We start from the raw sequence: 13858 nt of genomic DNA, 5'->3' as shown, positions 1-13858 counted from the left end.
TATTCAAATCAATTTTTATTAGGGCGACACCAGGTAAGGTGCCGCCTTTTTATATTTTCTAATATTATTGTTTAAGCATTCCGATATCAGCTAAGATCTCTTTGTACTCTTCATTTGTTTTTTCTAGGAATGCATCAAAATCAGCAGAGTTAGCAAAAGATTTACTCCATCCGTTTTTCTTAACAGCTTCATCCCACTCAGGGGTTTCAACCATTTTTGCAAGTGTATCTTCCCAGTACGTTAAAGCTTCTTCTGGCATATCAGGGGCTCCGAAAAGACCTCTCCAGTTATAGAAAACTGCGTCGATTCCAGACTCTTTACAAGTAGGGATATCAGCTAGAGCACCATCTCCTACTCTTTCGTCAGCAGTCTGAGCAAGTCCTACTAATTGTCCACTTTCAAGTAGAGCCGATACGTCTCCAAGACCTGTAGAAAGAAGGTCAATATGTCCTCCTAGAAGCTGAGCAGCTCCTTCGTTATTTTGGTAACTGATATAGTCGATATCTCTTATATTTTTTACACCTGCTGCTTTAGCGATCATAAGGAATTGGATATGGTCCATACTTCCTGCAGATGAGTTACCACCGAATTTTACACTCTTAGGGTCTTTCTTAAGAGCGTCCATGATCTCACCAATATTATTATACTTAGAACCCTTCTTAACAACAAATGCTCCATAGTCTGTGATAAGTCTAGCTATAGGAGTTACATCTTTGTAGCTTAATTTAGAAGATCCGTTTAAGTGGATAAGTAATAGAGGCGGTGAATATACAGAGATTGTTTTGTCATCCCCTTCTAATTCTTGTAGGTAAGCAAGGGCAACTCCCCCTCCTCCACCAGGTTTGTTTGTTACAGGCATAGGAACGTTAACAAGTTTAGTATCTTTTAAAGTTTTAGCAACTGTACGAATAGTAGTGTCCCATCCTCCACCTGCTCCACCAGGTGCAACAAAGTTCATCGGTTTAGAAGGATATCCTCCTGCAGTGTTGGCAGCTGTTCCTTCATCTTTTTTTCCGCATCCTGTTAATACAAGTGCCAAAATCGATAAAGCTGCGATAAAAATTTTTGACAAGTTCTTAAATCGTCTGTTCATAAATTCCCTCCTAGTTTTTTTTATCTTTAAAATCCACGGAGTAATATTTCCATGAAATTTTAAAGTTACAAATTTTACTTACGCCTTTAGATTTTTTTTCCCTTCAAAATTTAAAAAACTCTTTAACCCCCCTAAAAAATCTCTTGGTTGCTTTTAGGATTCTAAGTATTTATTCGAAACACTTTTTTCTTTAAAGATGCACTTGATCTTCTTGTGATTACTATAGACCTTAAAATTTAAAATATTACTATAGAGTTCTTAAAAATTTTTAAGAACTCTAACTTTTTTTAATCTAGTCACGTTACTATAAAATAAATTCTAAAACCTATTCATAAAATTTAGTTATTACTAAAACAATAAAAATGGCTATTTCAATATCTTTTCTCTTGATTTTTCTTTTTATTTATTTTAATGTTCATAAAAAAAATCCAGATAAAGAAAATAAAAAAAATAAAATATATAATCTTAATATGAACAAAAGATATTCAAGTTGCACCTATTGAACAATCATGTTATATTTTAAAAGGAATTTTTTCTACAGATTGTTTTTTTGTATAATGTTAATCAAGGAGGAAAAATACAATGATAAAACCAAGAACAAATACCAGCGATAATATATACGACACTATAAAGGAAGAGATCTTATCTGGAGAACTTTCTTTCGGAGACAGAATAGTGGAGATAGATTATTCAAAAAAATTAAATGTAAGTAGAACGCCTTTGCGAGAAGCGATAAAAAAGCTGGAAATAGAAGGCATCGTGGAAAGGCTCGCAAATGGAAGGGTTAAAATAATAGATATTACCCCTGAAAGGATCAAAGAGATTTTTAAAATAAGAATCGCTCTGGAAAATATTCTCTTAGAATCCATTTCACAAAATCCAGAGGTTATCTCTTTGCTCGAGGAAAATTTAATCCTCACAGAACACTATATAAAACTTAAAAAATGGAAAGAGACCAGGAAGTTATTCTTAGAGTTCAATAAAATATTCTATCAAAAATCAGAACTGGAGTTTACTATAAAGATTTTAAAACAATACGATTTTATATTATCCAAACTGAGACTGAGCTCCCTGAACAGTAAAGAAAGAATAATCTCAGCCTGTGAAGAACACTCTCTTATAGTCAAATACTTAAAAAACAGCCAGCTAGAACTTGCCAAAGCTGTAAACACGACCCATCTTCTATCTGCTGAGACTTCCCTTCTTAACTCTATTGATTTTGACTAACTATTGAGCCAATATAAAACAATCGTTTTTTAGTAAAAATTGTAAAGAGTTCGCCTAAATCGAAAAGCATGTAAAATCTCATCAAATCCTGAGAAATTTTACATGCTTTTTATTAGATGAATTTTTTATTTGCTGACCTTATTACAATTTAAGATTTAAACTGCTCTATACCTAAAGAATAATTTTTAAAAATTATAGGGGTATATTATTTAAGATAATTGTAAATAAAACCATACATATCAGAGCAAAAGGGTATGTTGCAGCATAACCTGAAGCTGGGTCATTGGTTCCTATGGCGTCTACGGCTGCTCCCATCCCAGGAGTAGATGTCATACCTCCACAGATAGCACCAGAAAGCATATACCAGTTTATATTTAGTAAATACTTACCTACTAAAAAACCTGTAACCATACATAAGAATGCTATAATCACAACTTGAAATACTAAATAAACACCATCTCCTGCAAGAGCTGCCACGACCTTCTCTCCATAAGTCAGACCCACTGCACCTACATAACTAGAAAGACCCAACTCTTTTATGACTTCTAGTTTTTTAGGATTCATTCTAAATGTCATCATCCCTAATTTCCCTATGTGCCCTAGTGTCAAGGATCCTATCAAAACCCCTCCTGTAGTTCCAAGACTAAAATAACCTAGAGGTCCTAGAGGGATTTTAAATCCTCCTATTATAAATCCGAAGAAGCATGCAAAAGCAAAGGCAGGTATATCAAATCCCACACGATGAACTTTTTTGGTCTCTATTTCAAGATCTTTTTCAGTCATTTCTTTCAATTCTCTTTTAAAATTTTTCCCTTCTTTTTCAAGGTCAACTCTAAATAATTTAGGAATAAGATTGACAGTAAGTATAACTACAAGAACTCCAAAAGGAAAGCCTATGGCATTCGCCACCCCTGTGTTAACCCGGGATTCTTTTATAAAAACTTCTTTTTGATCATCTGTCAAAACTTGTGTATTTTCATGGTTTAATTCTCCAGTTGGATCTATAACACCCAAAACTTTATCTTTTGCACCATTGTCTAGAGTTTCATATCTTTCTATCAAAGTCTTAGCCGAACGTTCTGTAGTCTCAAGAGCTGTAGCAAGTCCCGGTGAACTAGTTAATGCTGCAGTATATATTCCTGCACTCTCATACATTTTAGCATTCGGATTAAGCTTTGAAAACCCATAAGAATATGCACATCCTGCAAGTGTTATTATTATCCCCAAAGAAACAAATTTGACACCATAGTTTCTTAAAACGCTGGCTAATGTTTCAGCTGCCATAAGTCCTACAGCGGCTATAAACAACACTAGAAATAGATGTGAGAGCTCGTGCGATATCAATGCATGATGAATGATTTCTGATGCACGTTTATAATCTGAAGCTCCCTCGGGAATTCTTCTTGCTAGTTTTAAAACTCCCCAACCTAGAAAAAGCCCAGTGAATAAAGATCCTGAAATACCTAGCTTAAATTTACCAATTTTCACCTTACCAAGAAGCATTCCGGTAGAGAGGGTCAAAAAAATAAGCGTGTAACTGTTGGTAATGAATTTAAAAATATCAAACTTCATTATTTTTCCTCCTTATATTTTAAAGTTAATCTAATTTCCAATTTATAAACAACAAAAATAAAATGATTTTTTGTATACAATTATTCTATGATTACCTGCTGCCTAGTCTATCTTTTTTAAAAATAAATGTCAAGATTTTTTAACATTTTCGATTCAAACCATCAATTTCAAAGGTTTAATCCCGTTAAACACACCCTTGATAATTGATGAAAAAATAAAAAATCATTGACAAATCCGACAGTTATGTACTATATTTATACTGAATTGCATACAATTATTACTATGTGTCTAGTATTTTATTAAGGAGGTTTTTTTCAATGATCAAACTTTATGATTCAGGGGTTTATGTAAAAAATGGATCTGAAATAGTACCTGCAGGTACTGATTTAGGAGTTTCTATCGAAGATGCTAAAAAGGGGACTATGGCTTACTCTATATTAGAGGCTCACAACACAACAGATGACATGAAAGATCTGACTCTGAAATTTGATGCTATGGCTTCTCATGACATCACTTTTGTTGGTATTATCCAGACTGCAAAGGCAAGTGGGCTAAAAAAATTCCCTCTTCCATATGTTCTGACTAACTGTCACAACAGTCTTTGTGCTGTAGGAGGAACAATAAACGAAGACGACCACATGTTCGGTTTATCTGCTGCCAAAAAATACGGTGGAATATATGTACCTGCTCACCAGGCAGTTATTCACTCTTACATGAGAGAAAACTATGCTGGATGCGGAAAAATGATCTTAGGATCTGACTCTCACACTAGATACGGTGCCCTTGGTACTATGGCTATCGGTGAAGGTGGAGGAGAACTGGTAAAACAACTTCTTGAAAAAACTTACGATGTACCTTATCCAAAAGTCGTAGGTATAAAACTCACTGGTAAACCTAAACCAGGAATCGGTTCTCATGATGTGGCTCTTGCAATCATAGGAAAAGTATTCAAAAACGGATATGTGAAAAACTCTGTAATGGAATTTTTCGGAGACGGAATCAAAAATCTCAACGTGGAATTCAGAAACGGTATCGATGTTATGACAACTGAAACTACTTGTCTTACTTCTATCTGGGAGACAGATGAGCAGGTTAAAAATTTCTTAGATATCCACCATCGTGTGGAAGATTACAAAGAGCTTAAACCTGCTGACGTAGCATACTATGACGGTATGGTAGAAATTAACCTAGAGGAAATAGAGTCTATGATAGCTCTTCCTGCACATCCGTCAAATGTTTATTCTATCAGAGAACTTTATGAAAACCTTGATGAGATTTTAACTGAAACAGAAGCTAACTGTAAAAAACTAGGGATGGATATAGACCTTAAATCTAAAGTTGTCAATGGAAAACTAAGAGCTGAGCAGGGTGTTATCGGTGGATGTTCCGGTGGAACTTTCGACAACATTGTAGGGGCTTTAGACGTACTAAAAGGACACGCCATCGCTGAGGAGTTCACTCTTAGCATCTATCCAGGAAGTCAGCCTGCGTATATGATGTTCAATGAAATGGGACTGAATATAGAGGCTATGAAGTCTGGTGCTATTATGAGAACGGCATTCTGTGGACCTTGTTTCGGAGCTGGAGATACTCCTGCAAACAATCAGCTAAGTATTCGTCACAATACAAGAAACTTCCCATCTAGAGAAGGTTCAAAACCTGGTCTAGGTCAGACTTCATCTGTGGCACTTATGGATGCCAAGAGTATCGCAGCTACTGCACTAAACGGTGGATTCATAACTGCTGCCACTGACCTTGATGTAGAATATACTGATACTACGGCTACTTACAAATATGATGATACTCCATACAAAAACAAAGTACACAACTATGGTAAAACTCCTGTAGCAGAACCTGAAGTTGAACTAATCGAAGGTCCAAACATCAAACCATGGCCTGAAATGCCTGAGTTGACTGAAAATGTTTTATTCAAAGTTACAGCTTTCATCGATGACCCTGTAACTACTACAGATGAGCTTATCCCTTCTGGAGAAACTTCATCTTTCAGATCTAACCCTTACGGATTATCTGAATTTACTCTTTCTAGACGTGTTCCTGAATATGTAGGAAAATCAAAGGCTGTTCGTGAGTTTGAATATGCTAGAGAAAAAGGGGAGAATCCTTTTGAAAAGTTTGACGAGCTTAAGCCAGTTTATGAAAAAGTTAAAACACTTGTAGAGGTTGATCCTACTGAAATCGGAATTGGTTCTTTGGTTTATGCAAATAAACCTGGAGATGGTTCAGCTAGAGAACAGGCTGCTTCTTGCCAGAAAGTTCTAGGAGGTTGGGGTAACATCTGCCATGAGTACGCTACCAAAAGATACAGATCAAATGTAATCAACTGGGGAATGCTCCCATTCACAATGGAAGAAGATGCACCATTTGGTGATGAGGCTTATCTACTTGTTACTGACGTTAGAAAAGCTTTAAAAGAAGGAATAGAAGACATTACAGCCTATGTTTTAGGAGATGAAATCAAGAAATTCAACCTAAAATTAACTAATCTTACTCAAGATGAAAGACAGGTTCTTTTAGACGGATGTCTAATCAACTATTACAGAAAAAATAACTAAAATAAGTTTTTAAATTTGTAGAGCTTCCTTAATAGAAGCTCTACAAATTTATATTTAGTTTGGTTTGATTAACCTAAGTTGCTATCTTTATTTCAAATTAAAGTATTGAATTTATCCAAAAAGCTGTGTTACTTTCTTTGCTTGCCCAAAGAAAGTAACCAAAGAAAAGGCACCCCTAAAAAATACCTAAAATCCCTTCTGAACTAACTTTCTATTGAAATATAGTCGGTAAACCTCCTTATTTCAATGAAAGTGGATTTCACAAGATGATTTCTTAACGGCATTTTTTAAAGGGGAAAGTAGTTTAAAAATTAAAATATTTTTATTTTCACTCTGTGAAACTCTCTCTTTTTCTCTGTGCCCTCTGTGGCCAAAAGGTTTTATCCTTATTCGTGTTAATTTTTTTGCCTTATATTGATTTTCATTCGTGACAAAATCCTTTGACTCTAATATTCTTGTAAATTCAGTAATTTATTTCTAATAAAATGACGAAACTTAAAATAGAAGCCAAGACATAAAGTCTTGACTTCTATTTTTTAATTACTTCTGCTAAATTTATAAAATGCAAATGTAGAAACTAGGAAAAAATCCACAAGCATAAATATTTTATATCCAGTGCTAAATTGTGGTTGAAAAGGAACATACAGAAGTGCCGTCCAAAATAACCACTGAGTAAATTTAGAAAAAATATGCCATCTTTTTCTATATTTTCCCTCCATCACACCAGATTTTTTATACTCTCTACTGAGAATATAAAAATCAGCAATAAAAACAAATCCCGAAGCCACTCCAAACATAATAGCATACATAGCACCTCTTCCAAAAGAAAGAACGGCAATCAATGCCACTGTAAAGAGAACTCCCCAAATCAAACGCAATTTTTTATTAAATATCATATTTCACCCTTAATTTATATTATCTCTCATATTTTAACTTATTTATTGTTGCTTAACATCTTATTCAATAGCAAAGGTCCAAATAAAGATAACACAGCTAAAATTATAAAGAATATAGTTATGGAATCTGAAGCAAATATACCCATAGAACCTTTAGACAATACCATAGACTGCCTGAAAGATGTCTCTATCTTACTTCCTAGTATAAGGGCCAATATGAATGATGATATTGGGATATTCAGTTTCTTAACGAAAAATGCTATTACTCCACACAGTGCAATAATGAAAAAGTCTGTTGTTGCAAAACTTAGCGCATAGGTACCTATAAATCCTAGTGCTACAACTAGTGGCAAGAGAATTTTTTCTGGTGTTTTAAGTACTTTTACCAGCTGTGATGCAAGTGGTATATTAATAACTGCAAGAATTAAGTTACTTATGTACATACTTGCCAAAACTCCCCATGCTACATCAGGCTGACTCGTAAATAGCATAGGACCAGGTTTAATACCAAGCATCATAAGAGCTCCAAGCATTACTGCTGTTGTTCCAGATCCAGGTATCCCAAGAGTAAGCATAGGTATCATAGCTCCAACTGCTGTGGCATTATTTGCCGCTTCTGGTGCAGCAAGTCCTACAATATTCCCCTTACCAAAACTATCAGGATCTTTCGACATACTTTTTTCAGTAGAATATGCCAGCATAGAAGAAATCGTAGCTCCAGCACCTGGAAGTATCCCTATGAAGAATCCTAAAGGCGTACTTCTTAAAATAGGCATAAGACACTCTTTAAACTCAGATTTACTTACCCATACTCTGCTTATATCATAATGAGAATCTTTAGCATCTGATGACGGATCATGGTTGAATAATATTTTACCGTAGTTATTATAAACCTCTCCAATGGCATAGAAACCTATGATCAGTATAAGGAAGTCTATCCCCTCATATAGTTCCGGTATCCCCATTGTATATCTCACTGTACCAGTCAATCTGTCTGCCCCTATAGTACTTACCATAAGTCCTAAAGAAGTGGCAAATAGTCCTTTTATTACATTTCCTCTTGATATTGCTGATGTTGCTATGAGGGCGAATATCATCAATGTAAAATATTGTGGAGGTCCAAATTTTATTGCAACTTTTGATATGGACACGGCTAAGAATGTCATCAAAATTGTAGCTATAACCCCTCCTATAAAAGAAGCTATTGCCGACATGGCCAAGGCTTCTCCTGCTTTTCCGTTTTTAGTCATAGGATATCCGTCAAAAGTAGCAGCTATTGCTCCTCCGTCTCCAGGTGTATTAATCAAAATAGATGCTCTGGATCCACCGAACATTGCCCCGTAATATATCGCTGTAAGAGTACTTAAAGCTGTCACAGGATTCATTCCGAAAGTCAGTGGAAGAAGAACAGCAATCCCTGTGGCCGGACCAAGTCCAGGTAGCATCCCCACTATAGAACCAAATATTCCTCCAAAGAATATCCACATGACGTTGGTAAAGGTCAATATCTCCCTAAACCCTCCCATTAAATATGAAAATATATCTAACATAATTCACCTTCCTGATTAAAAATTTATTATTCCTGGCGGTAAAGAAATCGCTAATAATTTTGAAAATACAAAGTAAGCTATCACTGAAAAAGCTACTGAAATAATTATATTTTGTTTCAATTTGCCTTTATTTAAAATGCTCAACAGCCCCATTAAAAGAACTACAGTAGAAAGTATATATCCAAGGTGCTCAAAAATCAGGGTATAAACAACAAATATAAGTGTAGATTTCCCAATAGTAATTAAAACTTTCTTGTCTATGTCTATCTTTTTACCTTTTTCTTTTCCCAAATGATCCTGTAAGAATATCACTGCAGAAAGAACTGCAGTCAATATTATAACCATCATGGGAAATATTTTAGTTCCTGAAAGAAAAGTAGCTCCTGCCCCTGTAGCGCTGAATGTACTAAAACCATATATAGCTGTAAGCAAAGCTCCAAAAATACCGATTACTTTATTCTGAGTCATTTTTCACCTCTTAATTTATTTAAGTTTGAACCAATAACTGCCTTTACATTAAGTTTAGGCAGCTATCGATTCAGTAACTAAATATTATATTATGACAATATTATTTTGTAAGACCAACAGCGTCAGTCAGATCTTTGTAAACTTTAAATTCTTCTTCCCACATTTTTCTTGTGTCAGCACTGTTTTTGTAGTATGGAAGCCAGCTGTTGTTTTCCATGATCTGTTTCCAGTCATCTGTAGCCATAGCTTTTTCTATTATAGTCTCCCAGTAAGCTGCTTCTTCGTCAGTCATTCCAGGATGAGCTACTATACCTCTCCAGTGAGGGAATACAACATCTATACCAGACTCTTTAACAGTCGGTACATCAGCAAATTCTCCACCTAATCTTTCGTCAGCAGTTATTGCTATACACTTTAGGTCCCCAGATTTCATGAACTCTATTCCATCTGCAGCTCCAGTAACTATTACTTCGTAGAATCCGCCTAATACTCCAGGAATCAATTCTCCTGTAGATGTAGCAACTATATTTTTGTCAAATTCTGCGATATCTACTCCTGCAGTTTTGGCAACATTCATTATTGAAAGGTGATCATCATTACCTTTTCCAGGTGCAACTGCAACTACAACAGAACTAGGGTCTTTTTTCAGTTTCTCTGTTATCTCAGTTATAGTTTCTATATCTGAGTCTCCCTTTACAAAATAACCGATCCATTCATTAGTCAAAGTAGCAACAGGTCTTAGGTCGTCTAATTTCTGAGCTCCCTGTACCCCTAGTAGCTGGTTAAGGTATATATAAGCTGAATCCATAGCAACTATATGAGAATCTTTCCTTTGAATCAGTGAGTTCCAGGCAATTGATCCTTTCCCTCCAGGTTTGTTTGTAACGATGATATTTACTTCTGGTGCGATATCATTATCATCGATAACTTTTTTTAGTGCTCTTGCTGTAGCGTCCCATCCACCACCTGGGTTTGCTGGAGCTATAATTTCTAGTGTTTTAGCAGTAGGAAAACTCCCATCAGCCTTTGTTGTCTCTTCTTTGCCACCGCATCCTGTAAATGCCAGTCCCAAAATAAGAGCCAGTGTTAAAAACAAGTTTCTTTTTTTCATAATTGATCCCTCCCTTTTTTTAAATACTTTAAATTATAAAAAAAATTTTCACTTACATCTGTTATGTAGATATTGAGAGTTTAATTTAAACTCCTTAATATTTCATGGTTTCTTTCTTAAAATCCATTAAGGAATTGGTTTTTTTATTTCAATATCGTTTTTTATTTTCAACTAAAGTTATATTTGTTCTTTTTTAGTTCATCTTAATCTGAATGATTAAAATGAAAAAAATGGTGTAATCTATACACCATTTTTTGTTAAAAGTATATTCTTTTTTATAAATTTATTTTATAAAATTATTAAATTTATACCCTATTCCCCAGACAGTTTGGAAAAATTTTGGATTTTTGGGATCATCTTCGAGTTTTTTTCTCAAATGACGCATATATACCATGATTGTATTGTCGTCAACTATAGAATTATTCCATACCTTCTCATAAATTTGATCCTTTGAAAATACTATATTGGGATTCTCCATAAAAAATTTCATAAGCATTATTTCTTTTGACGAAAGAAATACTTCTTTTTCATTTTTAAAAAGCTGAAAAGTCTCAGTATTTAAAATAAAGGGTCCCTGGATAATTTTCTTCAAAGAAGTCTGGTGTTCTTTTATTTTATCCCCTCTTCGCAAGTGAGCTTTAATTTTTGCAACAAGTAAAAAGATACTAAAGGGTTTTGTTATATAGTCATCAGCACCCATTCCCAAAGCAAGAATTTTATCATTTTCATGTTGATTTCCACTGAGGAAAATAATCGGGACATCATTTCCTTCTGTCCGTATTTTTTTTAGCACCTGGAATCCGTCAGTGTCCCCTAAACTAACATCTAATATTACAAGATCAAAAATCTGAGTCCTCACCAGAGAATATGCTTCTTCTCCGTTAGAAGCATATATTATTTCTATATTTTCAAGCTTCAGAGCTCTTTTTATAACTTTACATATAGCTGCATCATCATCTACTAATAAAACCTTGTAACCGTTCAATTCAAAAGCCCTCCTTTTATTTATAATTTTTTTAATTTAAAGTGATTAAAGAAATATGATAATATATATATATACATTTTTTTATTATATTATTTATAAGCTAACTATATTATATTACATATCCACTTTAATTAAAAGGAGAAGCTTTTGAAAAAAAACAAATTAAAATTTCTGTCGATAATAGCAATTATTTTCATAGCTTTAATTGTAAGTAGAATTAGCTACAGAAGTTATATAAAATATCAAGACATAGTAATGACTCAACAAATAAAACACCTTATGACCATATCAAAGTCAATAGGAAGAAGTCTAAACTTATATATCGGAGAAAAAGAAAAAGCACTCAAAATTTTATCCGACGATTTAGCTCATCACATGGAGTCTTCTCCAGAGGAAAATCATCGGGATTATATATTAAAAGCCATGGAAACATTTTATTTAAATCAAGACGAAGAAATGGCAAATCTAAATTATATGGAAACTAAAAATAGATTTTTCTTAAGCTACCCCAAGGGAGATTTTATAGTTACAGGTGACGATTTTTATGACGAAATATCTTATGTCAAAGCAAGAAAAGATTCCTATATCGGTTTTCCTTATCATGACAGGTACGACACTCTTTCCATAAATATTGTAGAGCCCGTTATAATTAAAAGTAAACTTGTGGGAATAATATTTGGTAAAATAAAACTTGAAAATATGAATGAACTTTTATTAAAACCTGTAAAAATAGGGGAATTCGGTTATGCTGTGGTAAAGGACAGCACCGGAAAAATCCTGATGCATCCTTCAAAAGGTCAGGTTGGAGATTTTGTTATAACATCAAGAAAGAAAAAATATCCCAATCTAGATTATAGCGGAATTGCTAGTTTGTTTAAAAAGCAATTGAGTCAAAACGATGGTTTTCATATCTATCACTCCTATTGGTGGCCTCAAGATACTCTGGTACTTACAAAAAAAATAAATGTTTTTTCCAGAATTGATTTTTCAAGTGATTTCTGGATAGTTTCAGTGGTTTCCTCCTATGACGAAATTACCGAACCTATAAAAGACTATCTTTATGGCAGTATTTTCATATCTATAATTATAATCGTAATATCTTCCTGTATCGTATTTTGGATTGTAAGAATGATAAAAAACAAAGAAGCCTATGAGATGGAAACAAATTATCTTAGAGAGATCAACAAATCCTCAGAAGAACTCAGAAAAAAGGATGCTGAACTCCACCACAGGAGAAAACTTGAAACAATAGGAACTCTGACCGGGGGAATCGCTCACGAATTTAACAATGTCCTGACACCTATAATGGGGCATTCTGAGATGCTTCTCAGAAACTTAGACCCCGACCTAGATAACTACGAAGACGCCGAAGCTATATATAATTCTTCTAAAAGGGCTCAGGAAATAATAGACCAAATCAGGATGTTCAGTGGAGACAAGAACATAAAAATAAAGTATGACATAATTTCGGTAAATAAAGTATTAGAAGATGCATTAAAATTCTCTGAATTTGTATTACCCTCTAATATGACAATTATAAAAGAGATAAAAGAAAATTGCGGTAATATCTATGCCAATGAAACGCAGATACACCAAGTTATATTAAATCTATGCACAAATGCTTGTAATGCAATGAAAAATAAACAGCAGGGGATATTAAAAATAAGTCTAAATATTTCTAAATACCTGGAGAAGGAAGGACAAGACGAAAACATTCACTCTGGAAGGGAGTATGTCAAAATATCCTTTGAAGATAATGGATGTGGTATAGAGGAGGATATCGTCGACAAGATATTCGACCCCTTTTTCACAAAAAAATTATCTGATAAAAGCAGTGGCTTGGGTCTTTCCATTGTTCAGGGAATAGTTACAAAACATGGCGGTATGATAAAGTTATCTAGTAAAAAAAATATTGGAAGTCGATTTGAAGTATACATTCCAAAGGCAAAAAAAAATGAAACTCTCGACAGTATAGAACCTCAATCTTCCGATATAAAAGGAAAAGAAAGAGTCTTAATAATAGACGATGACAAGAATATTGCTGAGATGTTGAAAAGGGGTCTGAACGAATTAGGATACAGTGTTAGCTCTATAGTTGAATGTGATGAGATTTTAAGGAAATTCAACTATATAAAAGATCATTTTGATATTATTGTCACTGACCTTACAATGCCCGAAATATCAGGTATACAGATTGCAAAAAAAATAAAAAGAAATCAGTCAAGTGTAAAAACAATTTTAATAACAGCATACTCTGACGAACCATTAGAAGAATATATGAAAGATAAAACGCTAGATGATTATCTTATAAAACCGGTTTCTGCAGCTCAGGTAAGCAGAAGTATAAGAAAAATAATGGATAATAAGGATACATAGTCCAGTC

10 protein-coding genes are annotated in these 13858 nt (G+C 34.1%); 3 read left to right on the top strand and 7 right to left on the bottom strand.

All coding sequences use genetic code 11. The features are described from left to right. Positions 1-64: 64 nt before the first annotated feature. On the bottom strand, positions 65-1093 hold the full coding sequence (locus tag ILYOP_RS01550) for a Bug family tripartite tricarboxylate transporter substrate binding protein (protein WP_013386750.1): 1029 nt from the start codon (positions 1091-1093) through the stop codon (positions 65-67). Between the two features lie 582 nt (positions 1094-1675). Here ILYOP_RS01550 and ILYOP_RS01545 point away from each other — a divergent pair. Continuing rightward, positions 1676-2320 carry a GntR family transcriptional regulator gene (locus ILYOP_RS01545; protein WP_013386749.1) on the top strand — a complete coding sequence of 215 codons (645 nt, stop codon included), beginning with the start codon at positions 1676-1678 and terminating at the stop codon, positions 2318-2320. Between the two features lie 192 nt (positions 2321-2512). Here ILYOP_RS01545 and ILYOP_RS01540 read toward each other — a convergent pair whose 3' ends face one another. Continuing rightward, a complete protein-coding gene (locus ILYOP_RS01540; RefSeq protein ID WP_013386748.1) occupies positions 2513-3892 on the bottom strand; it encodes an aspartate-alanine antiporter-like transporter in 1380 nt (459 codons plus the stop codon). Between the two features lie 317 nt (positions 3893-4209). On the opposite strand from ILYOP_RS01540, the gene ILYOP_RS01535 reads away from it, so the two are divergent. Then, positions 4210-6465, top strand: coding sequence for a hydratase (locus ILYOP_RS01535; RefSeq protein WP_013386747.1), 2256 nt, complete (start codon positions 4210-4212; stop codon positions 6463-6465). 536 nt (positions 6466-7001) lie between these two features. Here ILYOP_RS01535 and ILYOP_RS01530 read toward each other — a convergent pair. The 5 genes from ILYOP_RS01530 to ILYOP_RS01510 form a co-directional block, all read right to left on the bottom strand. Further along, complete coding sequence (locus tag ILYOP_RS01530; RefSeq protein ID WP_013386746.1) at positions 7002-7361, bottom strand: hypothetical protein; 360 nt, start codon at positions 7359-7361, stop codon at positions 7002-7004. Positions 7362-7399: 38 nt separating this feature from the next. After that, entirely contained in the window at positions 7400-8911 is a 1512-nt protein-coding gene (locus ILYOP_RS01525; RefSeq protein WP_013386745.1) for a tripartite tricarboxylate transporter permease, read from the bottom strand. A 15-nt stretch (positions 8912-8926) separates the two neighbouring features. After that, positions 8927-9379, bottom strand: coding sequence for a tripartite tricarboxylate transporter TctB family protein (locus ILYOP_RS15035; protein ID WP_013386744.1), 453 nt, complete (start codon positions 9377-9379; stop codon positions 8927-8929). 100 nt (positions 9380-9479) lie between these two features. Continuing rightward, positions 9480-10490 carry a Bug family tripartite tricarboxylate transporter substrate binding protein gene (locus ILYOP_RS01515; protein WP_013386743.1) on the bottom strand — a complete coding sequence of 337 codons (1011 nt, stop codon included), beginning with the start codon at positions 10488-10490 and terminating at the stop codon, positions 9480-9482. Between the two features lie 283 nt (positions 10491-10773). Beyond that, a complete protein-coding gene (locus tag ILYOP_RS01510) occupies positions 10774-11475 on the bottom strand; it encodes a response regulator transcription factor (protein WP_013386742.1) in 702 nt (233 codons plus the stop codon). A 147-nt stretch (positions 11476-11622) separates the two neighbouring features. Here ILYOP_RS01510 and ILYOP_RS01505 point away from each other — a divergent pair, with 147 nt between their 5' ends. Then, positions 11623-13851, top strand: coding sequence for an ATP-binding protein (locus ILYOP_RS01505; RefSeq protein WP_013386741.1), 2229 nt, complete (start codon positions 11623-11625; stop codon positions 13849-13851). The last annotated feature ends 7 nt before the right edge of the window (positions 13852-13858 follow it).

This window comes from Ilyobacter polytropus DSM 2926 (assembly GCF_000165505.1).
In the GTDB taxonomy this organism is placed as follows: domain Bacteria; phylum Fusobacteriota; class Fusobacteriia; order Fusobacteriales; family Fusobacteriaceae; genus Ilyobacter; species Ilyobacter polytropus.
This window is presented reverse-complemented; position numbering and strand designations above follow the sequence as displayed.